General features: G+C 67.8%; 18 protein-coding genes and 1 tRNA gene. 11 read left to right on the plus strand and 8 right to left on the minus strand.

The genetic code is table 11. The features are described 5' to 3' along the window. Window positions 1-20: 20 nt before the first annotated feature. Genes MKD38_RS08735 through MKD38_RS08745 form a run of 3 tightly spaced genes read left to right on the plus strand, consistent with a single transcriptional unit; the run spans window position 21 to window position 5,207 of the window. The gene (locus tag MKD38_RS08735; RefSeq protein WP_252675885.1) at window positions 21-773 is read left to right on the plus strand and encodes a peptidylprolyl isomerase; all 753 of its coding nucleotides are present in this window, start codon (window positions 21-23) and stop codon (window positions 771-773) included. Continuing rightward, on the plus strand, window positions 754-3,867 hold the full coding sequence (locus MKD38_RS08740) for a peptidase domain-containing ABC transporter (protein WP_252675887.1): 3,114 nt from the start codon (window positions 754-756) through the stop codon (window positions 3,865-3,867). Before MKD38_RS08735 ends, MKD38_RS08740 begins: the two co-directional genes overlap by 20 nt. Beyond that, the gene (locus MKD38_RS08745; protein ID WP_252675889.1) at window positions 3,864-5,207 is read left to right on the plus strand and encodes a sigma-54 interaction domain-containing protein; all 1,344 of its coding nucleotides are present in this window, start codon (window positions 3,864-3,866) and stop codon (window positions 5,205-5,207) included. The genes MKD38_RS08740 and MKD38_RS08745 overlap by 4 nt, the downstream gene beginning before the upstream one ends. Before the next feature lie 19 nt (window positions 5,208-5,226). On the opposite strand, the gene MKD38_RS08750 is transcribed toward MKD38_RS08745, so the two are convergent. Both MKD38_RS08750 and MKD38_RS08755 read right to left on the minus strand, forming a co-directional pair. After that, window positions 5,227-6,003, minus strand: a complete 777-nt coding sequence (locus MKD38_RS08750) for a PP2C family protein-serine/threonine phosphatase (protein WP_252675890.1) — start codon at window positions 6,001-6,003, stop codon at window positions 5,227-5,229. 75 nt (window positions 6,004-6,078) lie between these two features. Continuing rightward, entirely contained in the window at window positions 6,079-6,372 is a 294-nt protein-coding gene (locus MKD38_RS08755) for a hypothetical protein (RefSeq protein ID WP_252675892.1), read from the minus strand. A 314-nt stretch (window positions 6,373-6,686) separates the two neighbouring features. Here MKD38_RS08755 and MKD38_RS08760 point away from each other — a divergent pair. The 3 genes from MKD38_RS08760 (at window position 6,687) to MKD38_RS08770 (ending at window position 7,565) form a co-directional block, all read left to right on the plus strand. Beyond that, a tRNA-Arg gene (locus MKD38_RS08760) sits at window positions 6,687-6,761 on the plus strand. Between the two features lie 179 nt (window positions 6,762-6,940). After that, window positions 6,941-7,162: a DUF2188 domain-containing protein gene (locus tag MKD38_RS08765; protein WP_252675894.1), complete on the plus strand. Its 222-nt coding sequence runs from the start codon at window positions 6,941-6,943 to the stop codon at window positions 7,160-7,162. Window positions 7,163-7,286: 124 nt separating this feature from the next. Next, window positions 7,287-7,565, plus strand: a complete 279-nt coding sequence (locus MKD38_RS08770; RefSeq protein WP_111521460.1) for a hypothetical protein — start codon at window positions 7,287-7,289, stop codon at window positions 7,563-7,565. 96 nt (window positions 7,566-7,661) lie between these two features. Here the strand turns inward: MKD38_RS08770 and MKD38_RS08775 are convergent, their stop codons facing one another. Continuing rightward, window positions 7,662-7,994, minus strand: coding sequence for a DMT family transporter (locus MKD38_RS08775; RefSeq protein WP_115680710.1), 333 nt, complete (start codon window positions 7,992-7,994; stop codon window positions 7,662-7,664). A 258-nt stretch (window positions 7,995-8,252) separates the two neighbouring features. Here MKD38_RS08775 and MKD38_RS08780 point away from each other — a divergent pair, with 258 nt between their 5' ends. Then, window positions 8,253-8,771, plus strand: a complete 519-nt coding sequence (locus MKD38_RS08780) for a hypothetical protein (protein WP_252675895.1) — start codon at window positions 8,253-8,255, stop codon at window positions 8,769-8,771. Between the two features lie 20 nt (window positions 8,772-8,791). Here the strand turns inward: MKD38_RS08780 and MKD38_RS08785 are convergent, their stop codons facing one another. Next, on the minus strand, window positions 8,792-9,970 hold the full coding sequence (locus tag MKD38_RS08785; RefSeq protein WP_252675897.1) for a benzoate/H(+) symporter BenE family transporter: 1,179 nt from the start codon (window positions 9,968-9,970) through the stop codon (window positions 8,792-8,794). A gap of 353 nt (window positions 9,971-10,323) precedes the next feature. On the opposite strand from MKD38_RS08785, the gene MKD38_RS08790 reads away from it, so the two are divergent. Beyond that, entirely contained in the window at window positions 10,324-12,258 is a 1,935-nt protein-coding gene (locus MKD38_RS08790) for an ATP-binding cassette domain-containing protein (RefSeq protein WP_252675899.1), read from the plus strand. Window positions 12,259-12,286: 28 nt separating this feature from the next. Here MKD38_RS08790 and MKD38_RS08795 read toward each other — a convergent pair whose 3' ends face one another. Together MKD38_RS08795 and MKD38_RS08800 are read right to left on the minus strand one after the other, a co-directional pair. After that, on the minus strand, window positions 12,287-12,427 hold the full coding sequence (locus MKD38_RS08795) for a hypothetical protein (protein ID WP_252675901.1): 141 nt from the start codon (window positions 12,425-12,427) through the stop codon (window positions 12,287-12,289). Continuing rightward, window positions 12,427-13,638: an MFS transporter gene (locus MKD38_RS08800; protein WP_252675908.1), complete on the minus strand. Its 1,212-nt coding sequence runs from the start codon at window positions 13,636-13,638 to the stop codon at window positions 12,427-12,429. Before MKD38_RS08800 ends, MKD38_RS08795 begins: the two co-directional genes overlap by 1 nt. Window positions 13,639-13,985: 347 nt before the next feature. Here MKD38_RS08800 and MKD38_RS08805 point away from each other — a divergent pair, with 347 nt between their 5' ends. The 3 genes from MKD38_RS08805 (at window position 13,986) to parC (ending at window position 19,305) form a co-directional block, all read left to right on the plus strand. After that, window positions 13,986-15,977, plus strand: coding sequence for a DNA topoisomerase IV subunit B (locus tag MKD38_RS08805; protein ID WP_115680705.1), 1,992 nt, complete (start codon window positions 13,986-13,988; stop codon window positions 15,975-15,977). 96 nt (window positions 15,978-16,073) lie between these two features. After that, complete coding sequence (locus MKD38_RS08810) at window positions 16,074-16,883, plus strand: lytic transglycosylase domain-containing protein (protein ID WP_252675910.1); 810 nt, start codon at window positions 16,074-16,076, stop codon at window positions 16,881-16,883. 79 nt (window positions 16,884-16,962) lie between these two features. Then, the gene (gene parC / locus MKD38_RS08815; protein ID WP_252675912.1) at window positions 16,963-19,305 is read left to right on the plus strand and encodes a DNA topoisomerase IV subunit A; all 2,343 of its coding nucleotides are present in this window, start codon (window positions 16,963-16,965) and stop codon (window positions 19,303-19,305) included. Between the two features lie 165 nt (window positions 19,306-19,470). Here parC and MKD38_RS08820 read toward each other — a convergent pair whose 3' ends face one another. Then, entirely contained in the window at window positions 19,471-21,300 is a 1,830-nt protein-coding gene (locus MKD38_RS08820; protein ID WP_252675914.1) for an ABC transporter ATP-binding protein, read from the minus strand. 182 nt (window positions 21,301-21,482) lie between these two features. After that, entirely contained in the window at window positions 21,483-23,165 is a 1,683-nt protein-coding gene (locus MKD38_RS08825) for an L-lactate permease (protein ID WP_252675916.1), read from the minus strand. Window positions 23,166-23,524: the final 359 nt, after the last annotated feature.

Below are 23,524 nucleotides of genomic sequence, written 5' to 3' on the forward strand. Positions count from 1 at the left end.
CCGCCAAAGGAGTCGGGAAAATGACTGGCATCGTACGTATCGACGACGAGGTGCTCGGGGTCGAGGAATTCGTGCGCCTGCTCAAGCTGACCGGGCAGTTCGAAGGGCTGGTCGAGCAGATCGTGCGCGACAAGCTGACCGTGCACGCCGCCAGGCGGCAGGGGCTGGCGGTCACGCCGCAAGAGATTCAGGAGCGCGCCGACCAGTTCCGCCGCGTGCAGGGACTGCACCGCGCCGCCGACATGAACCACTACCTAGACGCGCTCAACGTCAGCCTGGACGAGTTCGAGGCCTTCATCACCGACAACCTGTACCAGGAGCGGATGATGGCGCAGGTATGCAGCGACGCGGCGGTGCAGGAGTTCTTTGCGCTGAACTCGCCGCGCTTCGACAGCATCGAGGTCAGCCATATCGTGGTCGACAGCGAAGGGAAGGCCAGGGAGCTGATCTCGTACCTGCAGGACGATCCCGACGCCTTTGCCGAGATGGCGCGCGAACACTCGATTGCCGACACGCGCGAGCGCGGCGGCGAGATCGGCAAGGTGCTGCGCGGCTCGCTCAAGACCGAGATCGAGGCCAAGGTCTTCAACGCCGAGCCGGGTGACCTGCTGGGTCCGTTCCCGGCCGCCGACCGCTCGTTCTTCGAGGTCTTCCTGGTGCGCGCCAAGCACCCGGCCACGCTCGACAGCGAGGTGGCGGTCGAAGTGCGCCGCCTGCTGCGTGAGGACTGGCTGATGGCCAGGGCGCAGGAACATGTCATCGAAGCCCGCTAGCGAGGCCGGACCGGCCGACGCCGCCACCGCCGCGCCGCAGCCGCCGGAGGCGGGGTCGGCGCTGGCCGCGTTCCTGGCGTCGGTCGAGATCCTGTCGGTGCTGACGCCGGAAGAGCTGGCGCGCCTGGCCGACGCTGCGCAACTGCTGAGCTTCGGCTTCGGCGATACCGTCTGCAATGCCGGCGAAACCGCGCCGGGCCTGTTTATCGTCAAGTCCGGCTCGGTGCGCGTGTTCAACGACGAGCACGGCAAGGAAATCAGCATGGGGGTGCGCAAGACCGGCGAGGTCTTTGCCGATATCGCGCTGCTGCGCGAATACCGGCACGAATCGTCGGTGCGCGCCTCGGGCAAGACCGAGTTGCTGATGATCCCGCGCAGCGTCAGCGAGCCGGTGGTGGCGGGCAACCCCGCGGCGCTGGCCTTCATCACCAGCTATGTCGCGATCAGTTCGGCCGGCGGCTTTGTCGCGCGGCTGTTCGACCTGCGCGGCAAGCTCGACAAGCAGGAGCTGGAAGACGCGGTGCGCAGCGTCGGCGTGAAGCGCGTCGCGGCCGGCCGGGAAATCCTGAAGCAGGACGGACGCGAGGACCGGCGCCTGTACGTGGTGCGCCAGGGCACGGTGCGCATCGTGCGCAGCGAAGAGGGCAGCGAGTTTCCGCTGGCGACGCTGGGCCAGGGCGATATCTTCGGCGAGCGCGCCTGCGTGATGCGGCAGGAGCAACTGGCCGCGGCCATTGCCGAGACCGACGTGCGCCTGCTGGTGATTCCCGAGAAAACCGTGCAGCTGATCCTGGAGCGCAATCCGCGGCTGCGCGAGGTGCTGGAGGAGCGCATCCGGGTACTGGACCGCGAGCTGCATCGGCAAAAGAAGCTGGCCGAGCGGCGCAAGCGTCCGGTACTGCTCGACCTGGCCTCCCGGCCCGAGCTGGGCGAGAAGCTGATCCGCCGCTTCGCGCTGGTGGAGCAGGCCGAGGAAATGGATTGCGGCGCGGCCTGCCTGGCGATGATCTGCCGGCACTACGGCATCCCCATGACGCTGGGCAAGCTGCGCGAGCTGGCCAACGTCACCACGCAAGGGGCCACGCTCGACAGCCTGGCGCGCGCCGGCGAGTCGCTGGGCTTCACCACGCGCGGGGTGCAATGCACGCGCGATTCGCTGATGGGCTTCGAGCTGCCGTTCATCGTCCATTGGGAGGGCTACCACTACGTGGTGGTGTACGGGATCTCGTCGCGCTGGGTGTGGGTGGCGGATCCCGCCATCGGCTTCCGCAAGATGAGCGCGGAGGAGTTCGAGCGCGGCTGGAGCGGCACCTGCCTGCTGTTCACGCCCGGCGAGAGCATGACGCAGCTGTCGGTGCAGCGCTCGCCGTGGCTGCGCTTTATCGGCTATCTCGCGCCGTACAAGAAAATTTTGGCGCATCTGTTCCTGGCGACCTTCGTGATCCAGATGCTGGGGGTGGTGCCGCCGCTGATCATCCAGAACATCCTCGACGGCGTGGTGGTGCACCAGAACGTCGGGCTGCTGCACCTGCTGATCGCGGGGCTGATCATCTCGAGCGTGTTCACGCAGCTGATGTCGACGATCCGCGCGTACCTGGCCAACTTCATGGTGCGCAACATGGATTTCGCCATGATGTCGCACTTCTTCAGGCACACGCTGTCGCTGCCGCTGTCGTTCTTCGCCAAGCGCAAGACCGGCGACATCTTCGCGCGCTTCCAGGAGAACCAGACCATCCGCGCCTTCCTGACCGAATCGACGGTGACCACGGCGCTGAACCTGCTGATGGTGTTTATCTACTTCACCATCATGTTTCTCTACAACGTCAAGCTGACGCTGCTGCTGATCGCTTTCGTGATCCCGATCGCGGCGCTGACGGTGGTGGTGACGCCCAGGGTCAAGACCTACGCGCGCGAGGTGTTCACGGATTCCACCGACGCAAAGGCCTACCTGATGGAGACGCTGGGCGGCGCCGAGACCGTCAAGGGCATGGGCATCGAACGCCCGGTGCGGTTGCGCTGGGAGCGCAAGTACGCCAAGGCGCTCGACGCGCAATACCGGGCGCAGGCCTTCCATATCCTGGTGGGGCTGGTAAGCCAGCTGCTCAACGCCGCCACGACCATCGCGGTGCTGTGGGTGGGCGCGACGCTGGTGCTGGAGCGCGAGCTGACCATCGGCCAGCTGATCGCCTTCAACGCCTTCATGGGCAGCGTGCTGGCGCCGCTGATGGGGCTGGTGGCGTTGTGGAGCCAGCTCAACGACGCCGCCGTGGCGATGGAGCGGCTTGGCGACGTGCTCGATCTCGAGCCGGAGCAGAAGCCGCAGGACGTGCTGTCGCGCGTGATGCTGCCCGACCTGCAGGGCGAGATCGTGATGAAGGACCTGTACTTCCGCTACGGCGGCGAAGACACGCCTTATGTGCTGGAGAACATCAGCTTCGCCATCCGGCCCGGCGAGATGGTGGCCATCGTCGGCCGCAGCGGCTCGGGCAAGACCACGCTGGCCAAGCTGCTGGTGGGCTTTTACAAGCCTACCGAGGGTTCGATGACGGTCGACGGCTATGACCTGAACGTGATCGACGCGGCGTTCTACCGCGCCCAGGTCGGCTACGTGATGCAGTCCAACCTGCTGTTCTCCGGCACCATCGCCGAGAACATCGCCTGCGGCGACGACAGCCCGGACCGGCGCCGCATCGAGGAAGTCGCGCGCATGGCCGACGCCCATGCCTTCATCAGCAAGCTGCCGCTGGGCTACGAGCAGGTCGTCGGCGAACGCGGCATCGGCCTGTCGGGCGGGCAGATCCAGCGGCTGTGCATTGCGCGCGCGCTGTACCACGACCCGCGCCTGCTGGTGTTCGACGAAGCCACCTCGGCGCTGGACACGCAGTCCGAGAGCAACATCCTGGCCAATATGCAGGAAATCCTGCGCGGGCGCACCGCGGTGATCATCGCGCACCGGCTCAGCACCATCATGCAGGCCGACAAGATCCTGGTGCTGTACGAAGGCGCCATCGTCGAGCAGGGCCGGCATGAGGAGCTGCTGGAGCGCAAGGGCATGTATTTCCAACTGGTGCAGAAGCAACTGAGTGCCGCATGAAGCTATACAACCAGGGTGCCACCCCCGTCTCGGTGACTTCGCCGGTGTCGTTCGCCGGCCTGATCGAAAAGATCGAGATCCTGCGCTCGACGCTGCGCTGGGCGTCGAAGCTGGACCGGCCCGAGATCGAGAAGCTGCTCAAGCAGGCCACCACGCTGCGCGACGAGGTGATGGGCCTGTCGCACAAGGAGCGCTTCGTGCAGGCGGCTTCGTCGGCCGAAGCCGCGTCTGAAAGCGCGGCCGAAGCCGCGCCGCCGCAGCCGGAGGTGGAACGCCTGCCGCGCGAGCGCCGCCAGGCGCTGATGGAGCGCAGCTTTATCTTCGAAGGCACCTTCGGCGACAACCCCCGGCTGCTCGAAGCGCTGGAGATCGCCGAGAAGGCTGCGCCGACCGACCTGCCGGTGCTGATCGACGGCGAAAGCGGCACCGGCAAGGAACTGATGGCCAAGGTGATCCACGCCAACGGTGCGCGCACCGACAAGCCATTCATCTCGGTCAACTGCGGTGCCATTCCCGACAGCCTGCTCGAATCCGAGCTGTTCGGGCACAAGAAGGGCGCCTTCACCGGCGCCAGCAACGACCGGCGCGGCAAGTTCGAGAGCGCGCATACCGGCACCATCTTCCTGGACGAGATCGGCGAACTGCCGCTGACCGGGCAGGTCAAGCTGCTGCGCGTGCTCGAGGCGCACGAGATCCAGCGGGTCGGCTCGGACGAGATCATCTCGGTCGATGCGCGCATCGTCGCGGCGACCAACAAGGACCTGCGCAGCATGAGCCAGGCCGGCACCTTCCGCGAGGACCTGTTCTATCGCCTGAGCGTGATCCACGTCAGCCTCCCGGCGCTGCGCGAGCGGCGCGACGAGATCCCGCTGCTGGTGTCGTACTTCAGCGACGAGGCCGCCGGCATGCTCCGGCGCGCGCCGGTCAGGCTGACGCCGCGGCTGCGCGACTTCCTGCTGCACTACGACTACCCCGGCAATATCCGCGAGCTGCGCAACCTGCTGTACCGGCTGAGCTGCCTGGCCGGCGATACCGCCGACCTGCCGCACCTGCCGCAGGACATCCGCCCGAAGCCCGCCGCGCTGGCGGTGGTGGCCAGCGGCGCGTCCGGCGCGGACATCGCCATGGCGACCTCGCTCAGCGAAGCCAAGCGCGCGGCCAGCGACGAGGCCGAGCGCGCCTTCCTCGAGCGCGGCCTGCAGGAGGTGGGCGGCACGGTCGCCGAGCTGGCACGGCGCTTCGACATGAACCGCTCGCACCTGCAGATGCTGCTGAAGAAGCACGGCATCCACTCGAAGGACTTCCGCGCCAGCCGGCAGGCCGAAGCCGGCAAGGGCTAGGCCGCGCCGGTGCCAGGCGTCAGGCGTCGAGCTCGGGGTTGACCAGGGTGCGGTCCGAGCCGCAAGGGTCGGCCGCGCGCAGCACTACCACCGATATGTTGTCGCGCCCGCCTGCATCGAGCGCCTTCTGCACCAGCGTCAGCGCGGCCTGCGCCACGTCCTGCTGCGCCAGCACCGCGGCGATCGCATCATCGTCGACTTCGTTGCTCAGGCCGTCGCTGCACAACAGGTAGACGTCGCCGTCGGCCACGTCGGTCAGCAGCTGTTCCGGCGCCAGCGTCGGCGCCGCGCCGACGGCGCGCGTGATGGTGTTCTGCGCGGGATGATGGCGCGCCTGCTCCGGCGTGATCAGGCCGCGCGCAAGCAGGCGCTCGACCTGGTTGTGGTCGCGCGTGAGCCGCGCCAGCTGGCCGCCGCGCAGCCGGTACAGGCGGCTGTCCCCGGCCCACAGGCAGGCACAGCGGCTGTCGCCGGCCAGCATGACCACCACCGTGCTGCCGATGCAGCGCACGCCCAGGCGCGCGGCTTCATCGACCAGCGCCAGGTTCACGCCCTGCAAGGCCGCGCGCGTGGCGTCGATGCGGTCTTCCAGGCGCGCCTGCGGCGGCAGCGCCGCGAGCGCCCGCACCACTGCCTGGCTGGCGAAATCCCCCACGGCATGGCCGCCCATGCCGTCGGCCACGGCCCACAATTCCTGTCCCGGCAGGTCCAGGCAAGCGTCCTCATTGCGCTCGCGCACGCGCCCGACGTCCGTGCACGCCGCCGAGGTCCACCGGAAATGCGAGTCGAAACCCAAGCTGGTCTCCGCTGCGATCCGCCACGATCCACGCCAGTGCCGGAGGGCGCCCGCTGGTGCCCGGATAAGGCCGGATCAGACCAGCCTGCCGTCGTTCCTGGCACCCTGGTCGCCCCGGACATTGATGTTGGCGTTTGGCGCGTTGTTGCGGATGTCGATGTTCTGGAACTGGTTGTTTATCTGATCAGCATAGAAGCTGTAATTGATCTCGTAAAAGTTGATCACCGTGCCGAGCGGCGCCGGCGACGACGGCACGAACGGGCGGATCCAGCCGAACACCCACTGCCCACCCGCACCGCGTACGCGCGTCATGGCGGCGGGAGCCAGTTCGCGGCAGCCGGAAAGGTCATGGATCGAGAGGGTGGCCATATGCGGTCTCCGGTGGAAGGCGCCGATGCGCCGGGGCGGTACGGACGGTTGAGCAAGCGGCGTGCCACCAACGGGCAGAGGACCGGCGCAGGCCGGAATCCCGGGCCGGACGCGGCTTTCAGGCGGGGCGGGAACCAGCCGCCACTTGCAGCCGGCGCCGCCGCGTTGGATGCGCGCCGACACCCCGGCATGCCGGTGTCGGTCAACACCCACCACCGCCGCGGCGCCGGGCCGCGGGCGTGCGGATTTTGATATACTCCCGCCCGTCGCCAGGATCACCGCGCCCGCGGCTTCCGGTCCTGGCAGTCCTGTCCCTCGCCGTAGTTCAATGGATAGAACGAGCGCCTCCTAAGCGCTAGATACAGGTTCGATTCCTGTCGGCGGGACCACCGATCATTTGGCAAGCGTCTGCCAGAATCCTTCCTCCCGCGTCATTCCAGGATTTTCAACGGCGTTATCGGCTGCCGCATCTCGTGCTCCGCCGTTGCAAATCCGCCTCGTCGGACAAAATCCGATACCGACCCGGGGGCCGACTGCAGATACTCACTGCGTCAGCTTTGGAGCAGCCATGTCGGACGTTCACGTATTGCGGATCGAGGGACTTCAGTGGGTGGTGGAACGCGCGTGCGGCAGCGAGGGCCGTCTGCTTTTCCCCAACCGGGAGGCGGCCATCGCGGCCGGCACGGCGAAGGCCGAGGAAGACCGCGTCGACCTGATCGTCCACACGCGCGATGGCCGCGTCGGCCGGCGCATCTCCTTTGGCAAGGACAAGGGCCGGATCCACCCATAATGCCCTTGTCAGCGCGAATGATTCGCGTTGCCCGGTGAATTACCGATTTGTAGGACGGAGCCTGATACACAGGACTTTGCATCTGGCCTATCACCAAACCATATCGCTCAGATGGGAGATGGCCATGCAACCGGGAGTCGAGCCCCTGCGCAGCATCGAGGAGGATCTCCAGGATCTGGACGAAACCGATCAGGCGATCGAGCGCCTGTCCAACCGAATCGATGCCCAGCAGCTGCGCGTCGCGCAGCTGAAGCGCGAGCGCATCAATGCCGACACGGCGGAGTCGATGCTGGCAAACATGCGCGCGAGCCTCAAGCAGCTCGTCATGCATCGCGCGCTGGTGGTGCATGCCATGGCCCGGCGCAGTGCCGGGCGTACCCGCGTGGCCCGGTTTCAAAACTAGCCGACCTGGAGTCGGCCAGGCGGCGATCGGCAAGTGCGCTGCAATGCGGGGAACCGGGCGCCCCAGAACTGACCGGGGTTGGATTTTCCCGCGCTGTCAATGCGCGCTGGTCTTCGAAAACAGCTGGATCACCGCCACCCCGGCAATGATCAGCCCGATGCCGACACAGGCCGCCAGGTCCGGCACCTGCCGGTACAACACCACCGCGATCAGCGATACCAGCACGATGCCCGCGCCGCTCCAGATCGCATAGGCGATGCCGACCGGCACGGTCCGCATCACCAGCATCAGCAGATAAAAGGCCGCGACGTAGCCGGTGACCACCAGCACGCTGGGCAGCAGCCGGGTAAAGCCCTGCGAGGCTTTCAGGCTGCTGGTGGCGATGACCTCGGCGACGATGGCGAGGGCGAGAAGCACGTATCCGTTCATGGCATGCAGAAGAGGCTGGCCGGCAATGGGCCTGAGCCGGCATCTTAGCGTCCCGCGCATGTTGCGCCAAAGCCGCGTCCCTCCGTCGCGGTGGTTGTGCGCGGCGGCAAGGGCGGGTTGAATGTGACGAGCAGAACCATAACAAGCGGGTGCACGCTCGCCCGCGGCAACAGTAGTCCAGGCAGTCGCGGTAGTTTGCCTGACCAAGCCGGCACGAGATGGCGATGCCGGCGGCGGGCACGGGAATAGGGGAGCGGTATGCAGCACACTGGCATCGACGGCGCGGCCGTCCCGGCATCGTCGGCAACATCGGGGTCCGAGGCCCCGGCCATCGCGCCGGACGCGAATCCATGGCAGGACACCATTGCGGCGGCGGACCATGCGCTGGAAGAGGCCGCGCGCATCCAGCGCGGCGTGCAGCACAACCTGAAGCTGTTGCAGGACGTGCGCGCGCTGCGTGAAGAGTTGCGCAAGGCCCATGCGGAGATCGACCGCTACCGCGGCATGCATGCCCGGGTGGTGGTGAGCATGCGCCAGCTCGAGGATGAGCACACCAGCGCGATGAGCCGGCTGCATGCCGACAGCGAGATGCTGCGGGTGCGGCACCGGGTCTACCGGCTGCTGGCCGAGCACTACGCGCGGGTGGCGCTGCGGCTGGATCCGGCGACCTTTGCCGGCGACCGCGACCGCGTGCTGCAGCACATCCTGTTCCAGCGCCGCAAGGGCGTGCCACCCGAGGAAATCGGCCTGTCCGACCTGGCTTTCCTGCTGCTGTAGCCCCCGCGCCGGGCCTGCCGTCAGGCTGCCGGCCGGCGCAGCACGTGGTAGGCGAGCATGCCGCCCACCACGCCCCAGAATGCCGAGCCGATGCCCGCCAGGGTCATGCCTGAGGCCGTGATCATGAAGGTCAGCAGGGCGGCTTCGCGCTCGGCCGGGGTTTGCATGGCGACGGTCAGGCCGTTGGCGATCGAGCCCAGTAGCGCGAACGCGGTCACGCCCACCACCAGTGCCTGCGGGAAGGCGGCGAACAGCGCGGCGATGCTGGCGGCCAGCGTGCCCGCGACCAGGTAGCCCACCCCGCAGACCACCGCCGCGGTATAGCGGCGGTGCCGGTCGGGATCGGCCTGCGGGCCGGTGCAGATCGCGGCGGTGATGGCCGCCAGGTTGATGCCATGCGAGCCGAACGGCGCCAGCGCGGCCGAGGCCAGACCGGTGATGGTGATCAGGCGCGAGGCCGGCACGTGGTAGCCATCGGCCTGCAGCACGGCCAGCCCGGGGATGTTCTGCGACGCCAGCGCGACGATGAACAGGGGGATGGCCAGGCTGATGAAGGCCGGCATCGAGAACGCCGGCGAGGTCCACACCGGCACGGCCAGTTCCAGCCGCACGCCCGAGAAATCGAGCTGCCCGAGCACCCCTGCCACCACCACGCCGGCCAGCAGCACCCCCGGCACCGCGTAGGCCGGCCACAGCCGCCGCCCCAGCAGGAAGGCGGCGAACATCGCCAGCAGCAGCACGGTCTGGTGCTGCGCCTGCACGAACACGTCCACGCTGATGCGGAACAGGATGCCGGCCAGCAGCGCCGAGGCAATGCTGGCGGGCAGGGCGCGCATCAGCTTGTCGAACCAGCCGGTCATGCCGGCCGCGGTCATCAGCAACGCGGCCAGCAGGAAGGCGCCGATCGCCTCGGCATAGGGCACGCCGGGCAGGCTGGCGATCAGCAGCGCCGCGCCGGGGGTGGACCACGCCACCACGATGGGCACGCGCAACGCCAGCGACAGGCCGATGGTGGTGATCCCCATGCCGATCGACAGCGCCCAGATCCACGACGAGATCTGCGCATCGGTCAGGTGGGCCGCATGTCCCGCCTGGATCATCAGCACCAGCGAACTGGTGTACCCGGTCAGCGTGGCGACCAGCCCGGCGACGAGCGCCGACACGGACAGGTCGGAAAATTTTAGGGAAGCGGTGGTCATCGGGACAGGCAGCAGGCACTTGGATACGGCCGCCATCTTCGCATGAGTGCCTTGGCCGTACCAATCTGGCCCAATCTGGTCCGATTCGGCACGGCCGCGGCGCGGCGACTGCCGTTGACGGGGCTTTCCCTTACGGACTTGTCCGACTGGAGTGGGCCGTGGCCGGTTGTTATGCTGGTTCCGTGCCTTGCGAGCAGGGCACCGAGGAGAGACTCTTGGGCCCGCAGTGCGCGGGCCCTTCTTTTTTGCCCCGGCCGGCTTGCGCTGCCGGTCGTCTACAATGCGGGCTGCCGCCGGACGCGCCCGTGCCGCCGGCCCGTCCCTTCTTTCCTCGCTGTCTCGCCTTCCTTCCCATGGCCCTGTTTTCCATCACCGACGCTCAGCTTGCCTTCGGGCACGTGGCCCTGCTTGATCACGCCGACTTTTCGCTGGAGGCCGGCGAGCGCGTGGGACTGATCGGGCGCAACGGCTCGGGCAAGTCCTCGCTGCTGAAGATCGTGGCGGGGCTGTCGGCGCCGGATGACGGACTGATTGCCCGCCAGAGCGGCGTGACCAGCGCCTACGTGCCGCAGGAGCCGCAGTTCGCGCCCGGCATTACCGTGTTCGACGCGGTGTCGCAAGGCATGGGCGACGCGCACGACCTGCTGGTGCGCTACGAGGCCGCCGCCGATCGCGTGGCCGAGCACCACGACGACGAAGCGGCGCTGGCCGAACTGCACCGGCTGCAGTCCGAGCTGGATGCCGCCGGCGCCTGGCAGCTGCGCACCCGCGTGGAAACCACACTGGCGCGGCTGGGGCTGGATTCGCACACGCGCGTCGACGCACTCTCGGGCGGCCTGCAGAAGCGCGTGGCGCTGGCGCAGGCACTGGTGGCCGAGCCCGACATCCTGCTGCTGGACGAACCCACCAACCATCTCGACGTGGAGGCGATCCGCTGGCTGGAAGACCTGCTGCTGCAGTTCCGCGGCAGCGTGCTGCTGATTACCCACGACCGCGCCTTCCTCGACCGCGTCGCCACGCGCATCGTCGAGCTGGACCGCGGCCGACTGGTGTCCTTCCCCGGCAACTTCGCCGCCTACCAGGCGCGCAAGGAAGAAATGCTGGCGGCCGAGCAGGTCGAGCAGGCCAAGTTCGACAAGCTGCTGGCGCAGGAAGAGGTGTGGATCCGCAAGGGCGTGGAAGCGCGCCGCACGCGCAGCGTGTCGCGCATCCAGCGCCTGGTCGCGATGCGCAACGAGCGCGCCGCACGCCGCGAGGTGCAGGGTAATGTCAAGCTGGAGGTGTCGCAGGCCGACCGCTCCGGCAAGATCGTGGCCGAGCTGACCGACGTGAGCAAGGCGTATGGCGACAAGGTGGTGGTGCGCGACTTTACCGCCACCATCATGCGCGGCGACAAGGTTGGCCTGATCGGCCCCAACGGCGCCGGCAAGACCACGCTGCTGCGGCTGATCCTGGGCGAACTGGCGCCGGACAGCGGCACCGTGCGCAACGGCAGCAACCTGCAGGTGGCGTATTTCGACCAGATGCGCACCGCGCTGGACCTGGAGAAGTCGCTGGCCGACACCATCAGCCCGGGCAGCGACTGGGTCGAAGTCAACGGCCAGCGCAAGCACGTGATGAGCTACCTGGGCGACTTCCTGTTCGCGCCGGAGCGCGCGCGCTCGCCGGTCAAGTCGCTGTCGGGCGGGGAGCGCAACCGGCTGCTGCTGGCGCGGCTGTTCGCGCGGCCGGCCAACGTGCTGGTGCTCGACGAGCCGACCAACGATCTCGACATCGACACGCTGGAACTGCTGGAGGAACTGCTGCAGGACTACGGCGGCACCGTGTTCCTGGTGTCGCACGACCGCGCCTTCCTCGATAACGTGGTGACCTCGACGCTGGCCGCGGAAGGGGATGGGGTCTGGCGCGAATCGGTGGGCGGTTATTCCGACTGGGTCGAGCAATCAGCGCGCAGCGCGGCGCTGCAGGCGGCGCGCAAGCCGGCGGAGCAGAAGTCGGTGGAGCCGGCCAGGGGCAAGGAGTCGCGTGAAGCGCGCGGGGCCAACCGGACGGTCAAGCTGTCGTACAAGGAGCAGCGCGAGCTGGATGGACTGCCCGAGCGCATTGCCGCGCTGGAGTCCGAGCAGAAGACGATCTCGGCGCAGCTGGAGGATGGGTCGCTGTACGTCAGCGATGCCGGCAAGGCGGCGCAGCTGGGCACGCGCCACGACGAGATCGAGATGGAACTGCTGGAAGCGCTGGAGCGCTGGGAAGTGCTGGAGGCGAAGTCGAAGGGCGAAGGCGCCTGAGGCCTGAGGGTCCGGCAAGCGCCGGACCTCACCCGCACCACGCCAGCACCATATTGGTCAGGTCGACCATGAAGCCGGGCCGCAGGTAACCGACGAACCCAAGCGCCAGCACCCCGGCCAGCAACGCCAGCCCGGCTGCCTTCGCCATGCGCGCCTGGGTCGTGTTCATCACGCCGCCGCTGGCTGGGTCCGCACCAGCGCCTGCTCGCGAATCGGCAGATTCACCAGCGCCGCCAGCCCCCCAAGCGCGATCGCGATCAGCCACACCGTGTTGTAGCCCCCGGTGCGGTCATACAGATAGCCCCCCAGCCACGCGCCGAGGAAACTGCCGATCTGGTGCGAGAAGAACACCACCCCCGACAGCATCGACAGGTATTTCACCCCGAACACCTGCGCGATGATGCCGTTGGTCAGCGGCACCGTCGACAGCCACAGGAAACCCATCACTGCCGCGAACACCCAGGTGCTGGCGACTGTCAGCGGCAGCAGCAGGTAGGCGGCGATCACCACCGAGCGCGCCAGGTAGATCGCCGACAGCAGATAGCGCTTGGGCAGCCGCTGGCCCAGCGCGCCGGCAGTGTAGGTGCCGAACACATTGAACAGCCCGATCAGCGCCAGTGCCACCACGGCGACCTTGGGATCGGTCAGGCCCTGGTCCTTCAGGTACGGTGCCAGGTGCACGCCGATAAAGACCACCTGGAAGCCGCACACGAAGTAGCCCAGCGTCAGCAGCTGGAAGTTGCGGTTGCCGAAGGCTTCGTGGATGGCCTGGCCGATGGTCTGGTGGTGGCCGCCGGTATGGGCGGCCTCGCGCGGCTCGCGCAGGGTCAGCGCCAGCGGCAGCATCACGCACGCCATCAGCGCCATCACGTACAACGCGTTCTGCCAGCCCAGGCCGGAGATCAGCCCCTGTTCCACCGGGATCATGAGGAACTGGCCGAACGAGCCTGCCGCGGCGGCGATGCCCATCGCCCAGACCCGCTTGTCCGGGCTGGCCACGCGGCCGATCACGCCGTAGACGATGCTGTAGGTGGTGCCGGACTGGGCGATGCCGATCATCACCCCGGCGCCGGTGGCGAAGGCGGTGCCGCTGGTCGCCAGCGCCATCACCACCAGCCCGGCGACGTACAGTGCCACGCCCACCATCATGATGCGCAGCGCGCCGAACTTGTCGGCCAGCGCCCCGGCGAAGGGCTGGCTGGCGCCCCACATCAGGTTCTGCAGCGCCAGCGCAAAGGCGAAGGTCTCGCGGTTCCAGCCGTGGGCCTGGGTGATCGGCAGGTTGAACAGGCCGAAGCCGTGCCGGATGCCCATCGAAAGCGTGACCAGCAGGCCACCGCACACAAGCACGGTGGTCAGGGAGAGTTGTCGGTTCTGCATGTCTTGGCTCGGTGTGCGGCGGCCGCGCCGGGTGAAGCGGCGCCGACAGGGATTGTCTTTGCTTGTTGTTTTACCGCGCCGGAACGGCAATCAGGTTTGCCGGGGCCGGGTGGTGGGCAGTTTACTCTGCCTCGGGAAAACGCGTACGGCGTCGCCCGCAGCCGCGGCGCCCCGGCAAAAAGTGCCGGCGGCCCGGCAAGCCGGACCGGCGCGGGCCGCGGGGCACGTGCGTTTTTTCTGCGGGATTGGCGTCGCGCGCTTCCATTACAATGCAGTGCCCGGTGCCCCGGCGCGTGCACAGTTGTACGCCTCGCGGCAGCCGGGACCATCACTTTCGTAGCGACTCCATGGCGAGCAAAACCAGTCAGTACAGCGAATCTTCCATCCGGGTCCTGAAGGGCCTGGAGCCGGTCAAGCAGCGCCCCGGCATGTACACCCGGACCGACAACCCCCTGCATATCGTGCAGGAGGTGATCGACAATGCCTCGGATGAGGCCCTCGGTGGCCACGGCTCCGAGATCCTGGTGACCCTGCATCGCGACGGCAGCCTCAGCGTGGAAGACGACGGCCGCGGCATCCCGGTGGGCATCCACCCGGAAGAGGGCGTGCCCGTGGTCGAGATTGTCTTTACCCGCCTGCATGCCGGCGGCAAGTTCGACAAGGGCAAGGGCGGCGCCTATGCCTTTTCCGGCGGCCTGCATGGCGTCGGCGTGTCGGTAACCAATGCCCTGTCGACGCAGCTGGACGTGACCGTGTGGCGCGACGGCATGTGCTCGACGCTGACCTTCTCGGGCGGCGACGTGACCGTGCCGCTGGCCTCGCGCAAGCTCGAGCGCGGCGAGAAAAAGAACGGCACGCGCGTGCAGGTGTGGCCGGACGCGAAGTATTTCGATTCGGCCGCGATCCCGCTGGCCGAGCTGCAGCGCCTGCTGCGCAGCAAGGCCGTGCTGCTGCCGGGCGTCAAGGTTACGCTGGTGACCGAGAAGACCGGCGAGCGCCAGACCTGGCAGTACGACCAGGGCCTGAAGGGCTACCTGGTCGAGGCGCTGGCGCAGGGCAGCGGCGCTGAGCTGGTGATTCCGATGTTCGAGGGCGAGCACTTTGCCGATCCCGACGCCAACCCCGGCGAGGAAGGCTTTGCCGACGGCGAGGGCGCGTCGTGGGTGGTGGCCTGGACCGAGGACGGCGCGCCGGTGCGCGAGTCCTACGTCAACCTGATTCCCACGCCGGCCGGCGGCACGCACGAGTCCGGCCTGCGCGAAGGGCTGTTCCAGGCGGTCAAGAGCTTTATCGAGATGCACGCGCTGCAGCCCAAGGGCGTCAAGCTGATGAGCGAGGACGTGTTCGCGCGCGCTTCGTTCGTGCTGTCGGCCAAGGTGCTGGACCCGCAGTTCCAGGGCCAGATCAAGGAGCGCCTGAACAGCCGCGACGCGGTGCGGCTGGTGTCCACCTTCAGCCGCCCGGCGCTGGAGCTGTGGCTGAACCACCATGTCGAGTACGGCAAGAAGCTGGCCGAGCTGGTGATCCGCCAGGCCCAGGCGCGCACGCGCGCGGCGCAGAAGGTCGAGAAGAAGAAGGGCTCCGGCGTCGCCGTGCTGCCCGGCAAGCTGACCGACTGCGAGTCCACCGACGTGACCCGCAACGAGCTGTTCCTGGTCGAGGGCGATTCCGCCGGCGGCTCGGCCAAGATGGGCCGCGACAAGGAATTCCAGGCCATCCTGCCGCTGCGCGGCAAGGTGCTGAACACCTGGGAGACCGAGCGCGACCGCCTTTTCGCCAACAACGAGGTGCACGACATCGCCGTGGCGATCGGCGTGGACCCGCACGGTGCCAACGACGAGCCCGACCTGTCCAACCTGCGCTACGGCAAGATCTGCATCCTGTCCGACGCCGACGTCGACGGCGCGCACATCCAGGTTCTGCTGCTGACGCTGTTCTTCCGGCATTTCCCCAAGCTGATCGAGACCGGCAACGTCTATGTGGCGCGTCCGCCGCTGTTCCGCGTCGATGCCCCGGCGCGCGGCAAGAAGCCGGCGCAGAAGCTGTACGCGCTGGACGAAGGCGAGCTCGAAGCGATCCAGGACAAGCTGCTCAAGGATGGCGTCAAGGAAAACTCGTGGCAGATCTCGCGCTTCAAGGGCCTGGGCGAGATGAGCGCCGAGCAGCTGTGGGAAACCACCATGAACCCCGACACGCGGCGCCTGCTGCCCGTGATGCTGGGCGAATACGACCTGCCGCAGACCGTCGAGATGATGAACATGCTGATGGGCAAGGGCGAGGCCGCCCAGCGCCGCAGCTGGCTGGAAGAGAAGGGCAACGAGGTCGAGGCCGATATCTGAGCCGGGGCGCCGCGCCGCGGGCGCGGCCGCATCGGTGCCAGCCCGGCCCGATTGGCGCATAATGCCCGCTCCGGTCCGCCTACTCTGGAACGCACGATGAAGACGAGAACCCACGGCAATCCCTGGCGCAAGGCAACCGCAGCCCTGCTGGCGCTGGCCGGGCTCGCCTGCGTGCCGGCGGCGCATGCCGAGCTGTGGGGCTTTATCGATGCCGACGGCGTGGCGCACTTCGCCGACCAGAAGCTGGACGCGCGCTACAAGCTGTTCATGAAGGACGGCGGCAGGCTCGACACCGGGCGCCTGGCCGCGCGGCAGGCGCAGGCGGCGCGCGGCGACATCGACCTCGAGCAGCACAAGCTGTACCGCTACGTCCTCAACCATCCCAATATCAAGACCGTCGAGCCGCTGATCCACCAGATCGCCGGCAAGCAGGATGTCGATCCCGCGCTGGTCAAGGCGGTGATGGCGGTGGAGTCCGGCTTCAACCCGGCGGCGGTGTCGCCCAAGGGCGCGATCGGCCTGATGCAGGTGATTCCCGACACCGGCGCGCGCTTTGGCGTCAGCGCCGATGCGCGCCGCACCATCGAGCAGAAGCTGGCCGATCCGCGCACCAATATCACCGCCGGCGTGCGCTATCTGAGCTGGCTGATGCAGCAGTTCCCCGACAACCTCGAGCTGGTGCTGGCGGCATACAACGCCGGCGAGGGCGCGGTGCAGCGCTACAACAACCGCATTCCGCCTTATCCGGAGACGCGGCAGTATGTCAGCACCGTGCTGCAGTTCTACCGGCTGTACCAGCCGCAGCAGGGCGTGGTGCTCACGCGCGCCAGCGCCGGCGCCGGCCCGGGCGATGGCGACGGCCCGCGCGTGAAGATGGTGCTCGGCGCGCGCCGGCCCATGCCCTGAGCGGCATCCACGAATCACAAGCAACCGGTGCGCCGGCCGTCGAGGTCCGACACGTGGCGCGCCGAATCCTTGCCTATCCATGGAACAACAAGACATCACGTTTCAACCTGAAGAGCCGGCCGATTCGCTGACGCTGGCCCGCTACGCCGAGCGCGCCTACCTGGACTACGCCGTCAGCGTGGTCAAGGGCCGCGCGCTGCCCGAGGTGGCCGACGGCCAGAAGCCGGTGCAGCGGCGCATCCTGTTCGCGATGCACGAGATGGGGCTGCGCGCCGACGCCAAGCCGGTCAAGTCCGCGCGCGTGGTCGGCGACGTGCTGGGCAAGTTCCACCCGCACGGCGACCAGTCCGCCTATGACGCGCTGGTGCGGCTGGCGCAGGACTTTTCGCTGCGCTACCCGCTGATCGACGGCCAGGGCAACTTTGGCTCGCGCGACGGCGACGGCGCGGCGGCGATGCGCTACACCGAAGCCCGCCTGACGCCGATTTCGCGGCTGCTGCTCGACGAGATCGACGAAGGCACGGTCGATTTCATTCCCAACTACGACGGCTCGATGCAGGAGCCGAAGCTGCTGCCGGCGCGGCTGCCGTTCGTGCTGCTCAACGGCGCCTCGGGCATCGCGGTGGGCATGGCCACCGAGATCCCGCCGCACAACCTGCGCGAGGTTGCCGCCGCCACCGTGGCGATGATCCGCAACCCCAACATCGCGCTGGCCGAGCTGCTGGCGCTGATGCCGGGGCCGGACTATCCCGGCGGCGGCCAGATCATCTCGCCGGCGGCGGACATTGCCCAGATCTACGAGAACGGCCGCGGCAGCCTGAAGGTGCGCGCGCGCTGGACCATCGAGGAAATGGCGCGCGGCCAGTGGCAGCTGGTGGTGACCGAGCTGCCGCCGAATACCTCGGCGCAGAAGGTGCTGGAAGAGATCGAGGAAATCACCAATCCCAAGATCAAGACCGGCAAGAAGGCGCTGACGCCGGACCAGCAGCAGCTCAAGGCCACCGTGCTGGCGGTGCTCGATGCGGTGCGCGATGAATCCGGCAAGGACGCGCCGGTGCGGCTGGTGTTCGAGCCCAAGAGCAAGAACATCGGCCAGCAGGAGTTCATCCAGACGCTGCTGGCGCATACCAGCCTGGAATCCGGCGCGCCGATCAACCTGGTGATGATCGGCACCGATGGCCGTCCGCGCCAGAAGGGCCTGCGCGAGATCCTGGGCGAGTGGATCGCGTTCCGCTTCGATACCGTCACGCGCCGCACGCGCCATCGCCTGGGCAAGGTCGAGGACCGCATCCACATCCTCGAAGGCCGGATGCTGGTGCTGCTCAATATCGACGAGGTGATCCGCATCATCCGCGAGAGCGACGAGCCCAAGCCCGCGCTGATCGAGGCCTTCGGCCTGAGCGACCGCCAGGCCGAGGACATCCTGGAAATCCGCCTGCGCCAGCTGGCGCGCCTGGAAGCGATCCGGATCGAGAAGGAACTGAAGGAGCTGCGCGAGGAGCAGGCCGACCTGGACGTGCTGCTCAAGTCCGAGACCATGATGCGCCGTCGCATCATCAAGGAGATCGAGACCGACGCCAGGCAGTTCAGCCCGGAAGACAAGGACCCGCGCCGCACGCTGATCCAGGAAGAGCGCCGCGCCGCGGCCGAGGTGCGCGTGATCGACGAGCCGGTGACGGTGATCATGTCGCAGAAGGGCTGGGTGCGCACGCGCCAGGGCCATGGCCACGACCCGCAGCAGTTCACCTTCAAGGCCGGCGACGCGCTCTACAACACCTTTGACTGCCGCACGGTTGACGTGCTGCTGGTGTTCGGCACCAATGGCCGGGTCTATTCCGTGCCGGTGTCCAGCCTGCCGGGCGGGCGCGGCGACGGGGTGCCTATCACCACGCTGATCGAACTGCAGTCCGGCAGCCAGGTGGCGCACACCTTTGCCGGCAGCCCCGCCCAGCGCGTGCTGATCGCTACCGCGGGCGGCAACGGCTTCCAGACCACGGTGGGCGACATGACCGGCCGGCAGAAGGGCGGCAAGTCGTTCCTGACGCTGGACGACGGCGATGCCCCGCTGCCGCCGGCGCCGATCGGCGACGAGGCCACGCATGCGGCCTGCCTGTCCGGCAATGGCCGCCTGCTGCTGGTGGCGCTGGATGAAGTGAAGGTGTTGTCCGCCGGTGGCCGCGGCGTGATCCTGATGGAGCTGGAACCGAGGGAGAAGCTGCTGCAGGCGGTCGCCGTGGGCGCGCCCGGGCTGGTGCTGTCCGGCGCGGGCCGCGGCGGCAAGCCGTCGTCGCAAAAGCTGGCGGGGCAGTCGCTGCTGCCGTACGTGGGCAAGCGCGCGCGCAAGGGCAAGCCGCTCGAAGCGAAGCTGAAGGAACCGAGGATCGAGCCGGTGCGGGTGGAGGTGCCGGGCGGCGGTAACTGACCGAGTTTGCCGAAGCGACTGTTGTCTCCCCTCTCCCATTTATGGGAGAGGGGCGGGGGAGAGGGCCGGCGTGTCCACGAAGCGACGCGCTTTCATGCTTGCCGAAGTCCTGCCCTCTCCCCCGGCCCCTCTCCCGCAAGCGGGAGAGGGGAGCAAACAAGCGGGTCAATCCACCCCCACGAACCCCCCCGTCTGATGCGCCCACAGCCGCGCATACAGTCCCCCATGCGCCAGCAATTCCGCGTGCGTGCCGCTCTCCACGATATGCCCGTTGTCCAGCACCACCAGCCGGTCCATCCGTGCGATGGTCGACAGCCGGTGCGCGATCGCGATCACGGTCTTGCCCTGCATCAGCGTTTCGAGGCTTTCCTGGATCGCGGCTTCCACTTCGGAGTCCAGCGCGGACGTGGCTTCGTCCAGGATCAGGATCGGCGCGTTCTTGAGCAGCACCCGGGCGATCGCGATGCGCTGGCGCTGGCCGCCTGACAGCTTCACGCCGCGCTCGCCGACCTGCGCCTCCAGCCCGGTGTTGCCGTGGGCATCGACCAGATGGGGAATGAACTCGTCGGCGCGGGCGCGGTGCAGCGCGGCGGCCAGTTCGGCGTCCGTGCTGGAGGGCTTGCCGTAGAGCAGGTTTTCGCGGATCGAGCGGTGCAGCAGCGAAGTGTCCTGCGTGACCATGCCGATCTGCGCGCGCAGGCTTTCCTGCGTCACCGTGGCGATGTCCTGGCCATCGATCAGGATGCGGCCGCGCTCCACGTCGTAGAGCCGCAGCAGCAGGTTGACCAGCGTCGACTTGCCCGCGCCCGAAGGTCCGACCAGCCCGATCTTCTCGCCCGGCCGCACCGTCAGGTTGACGCCCTCGATCACGCCCGAGCCCTTGCCGTAGTGGAACCCGACCCCCTCGAAGCGGACTTCGCCGTGCGTGACGCGCAGCGGCTGCGCGTTGGCGCGGTCGGTGACCTGGCGCGGCACCGCGATGGTCTGCATGCCGTCCTGCACCTGCCCGACGTTCTCGAAGATGCCGTTGACCACCCACATGATCCAGCCCGACATATTGTTGATGCGGATCACCAGCCCGGTGGTCAGCGCGATCGCGCCGGTGGTGACATGGCCGGTGCTCCACAGCCACACCGCCAGCCCGGTGGTGCCGGCGATCAGCGCGCCGTTCATCGCGGTGATGGTGACGTCCATGCCGCTGACCATGCGCCCGGCCTGCCGCGTCTTCTCGGTCTGCTCGGCCATGGCATCGCGCGCGTAGTCTTCTTCCTGCCGGGTATGCGCGAACAGCTTGAGCGTGGTGATATTGGTGTAGCCGTCGACGATGCGCCCCATCAGCCGCGAGCGCGATTCGGTGGCGACCACCGAGCGCTGCTTCACGCGCGGCACGAAGTACAGCAGCGCGGCCACGTAGCAGACCATCCACAGCAGCAGCGGGATCATCAGGCGCCAGTCGGCCTGCGCGAACAGCACCAGCGAACTGACCGCGTAGATCGCCACGTGCCACAGCGCGTCGACCGCCTGCACCGCGGAATCGCGCAGCGAGAAGCCGGTCTGCATGATGCGCTGGGCGATGCGCCCGGCAAAGTCGTTCTGGAAGAACGACAGGCTCTGCTTGAGCACGTAGCGGTGGTTCTGCCAGCGGATCAGGTTGGACAGGCTGGGGCTGATCACCTGGTGCACCAGCACGTCGTGAAGCCCGAAGAAGATGGGCCGTAGCAGCACCGCGACCACCGCCATCCACACCAGCTCGTTGCGGTGCCGGCTGAAGAACTCGGCGCCGGGCGTGGTCTGTGCCATGTCGACCAGCCGGCCGAGGAAGCTGAACAGTGCCACCTCGATCAGCGCGCCGACCAGGCCCACCAGCAACAGCAGCACGAACACGCCCCAGACCTCGCGCAGGTACCACGTGTAGAAGCGCAGCACCTGGCCCGGCGGCTCGCGGTCCGGCATATGGCGGAAGGGGTCGATCAGTCTTTCCAGGCGACGCAACATGGCAGGGTTCCCGTTGTGTGCCACGGCACGCCCGCTCGTCCTGGTGGGATGCCGGGCGCTTGCGGCGGATCCGACGCAACATGATACGCGCCTTGCCCAATGGAAAAGCCCCGCCGGGGGCGGGGCCTGGTCTGAAACGCCATGCCGAAACCGCTGCAGCGGCAGGGGCGTGGAAGCGCGCCTCAGGGGTGGTGGATCACCATATGCGTGAACGGCGGCACGTAGGCCTGCAGCGTCACGAACAGGCCCACCAGGATCGCCAGCACGATCGAGTGGAAGAACACGTAGCGCAGGATGTCGCCCTCGTGGCCGTACCACTTGGTCGCTGTCGACGCGACCACGATCGACTGCGCGTCGATCATCTTGCCCATCACGCCGCCCGAGCTGTTGGCCGAAGCCATCAGCACCGGCGACAGGCCCAGCTGTTCGGCGGTGGTCTTCTGCAGGCCGCCGAACAGCACGTTCGAGGCGGTGTCCGAGCCGGTCAGCGCCACCCCCAGCCAGCCCAGCATGGTGCCGAACAGCGGGTAGAACACGCCGGTGTGCGCGAAGGCCAGGCCCAGCGTGGCATCGAGGCCCGAGTAGCGGGTCAGGTAGCCGACGCCGAACATGGCGCAGATGGTCAGCAGCGAGTAGCGCACCAGCTTGATGGTCTCCCAGTACTCGCGCAACAGGCGCGGCACCGTGTAGCCCATCAGCAGGCCACCGGCGATGGCCGAGACGAAGATGCCGGTGCCGGCCATCGACAGCACGTTGAAGTTGAACACCGCGCCTTCGATGACTTCCTTCGGCACCACCGGCGGCACCTTGACGATGGCCTTGTCGAGCCCCGGCACCGGGAATTTCCAGGCCCACAGGCTATCCATCAGCTTCTTGAACTCGGGGATGCCCCAGACAAAGACGAACACCGTCAGGATCACCCACGGCATCCAGGCCCGGGCCACCGAGATCCCGGCCGAGGCGGCGCTGGCGCGGGCGTCGGCTTCCAGCGCCTCGGGGTGGTCGACCTTGGAGTCGTCGTGGCGGCCGAGGATCTTGGTCGAGGTCCAGATTTCCTTCGGATGCCAGACCTTCAGGAACAGCGTCAGCGCGCCCATCGACACCAGCGCGGCGATCACGTCCACCAGCCACGGGCCGTGGAAGTTCGACACCAGATATTGCGGCACGGCGAAGCTCACGCCCGCCACCAGGATCGCCGGCCAGATCGCCAGCATGCCGCGGAAGCCGGCAAAGGCCCAGATCAGCCAGAACGGCACGAGCACCGAGAAGAACGGCAACTGGCGCCCGATCATCGCCGACAGGTCGAGCAGGTCCAGCCCGGTCACCGACGCCAGCCCGATGATGGGCGCGCCCAGCGCGCCGTAGGCCACCGGCGCGGTGTTGGCGATCAGCGCCAGGCCCGAGGCCGCCAGCGGCGAGAAGCCCAAACCGATCAGGATCGCGCCGGTCACGGCCACCGGCGTGCCGAAGCCGGCCGCGCCCTCGAAGAAGGCGCCGAAGCTGAACGCCACCAGCAGCAGCTGCAGGCGGCGGTCTTCGGTGATGCCGGAGATCGAGTTCTGCAAGACCTTGAAGGATCCGTTCAGCGTGGTGAGCCGGTGCAGGAAGATGATGTTCAGCACGATCCAGCCGATCGGGAACAGCCCAGAGACGATGCCCAGCCCCGCCGCCTTGCCGGCCATGGCCGCCGGCATGCCGAACACGGTCGAGGCCACCACGATGCCGATCAGCAGCGCCAGGCCGGCCGCCAGGTGCGCCTGCATATGAAAGAACGCCAGCGCTGCCAGCAGCACGGCGACGGGAATGCCCGCGGCAATGGTCGACAGCGCCATATTGCCTAGCGGGTCATAGACTTGACTCCACACGTTCGAAATCCTCCTCTGGTTTGGCTCGGGCGCCCGGGCGATCTGCGTGCCCTGGAACTCCCGCATGCGCTTTGCACTTGCGTGCGGTATCCGCCGCGCCGGCAAAGAACAAGGATTTTAAAAAAGTGCTCGACGGCGCCTGCCGTACATCGCGTCATGATCGCGATGAGCCACATTCAGGGATCAGGGTTTGCCCGGGGAGCATGGCGGCGCACATGGGGCCCTTGCGGCACACCCGGCCAGAGTACTCTAAACGGCGCCCGTTGCAAAAGTATGCAAGCCAGCCGCGCGCCCGCATGACTGGCGCTGGCGACGATTCCGGCCGGCTGGCGCGGGCGCGGCCATGGCGCCATACTGGC

Origin of the sequence: Cupriavidus sp. WGlv3, from assembly GCF_023952475.1 — a bacterium.
Classification (GTDB): Bacteria; Pseudomonadota; Gammaproteobacteria; order Burkholderiales; family Burkholderiaceae; genus Cupriavidus; species Cupriavidus phytorum.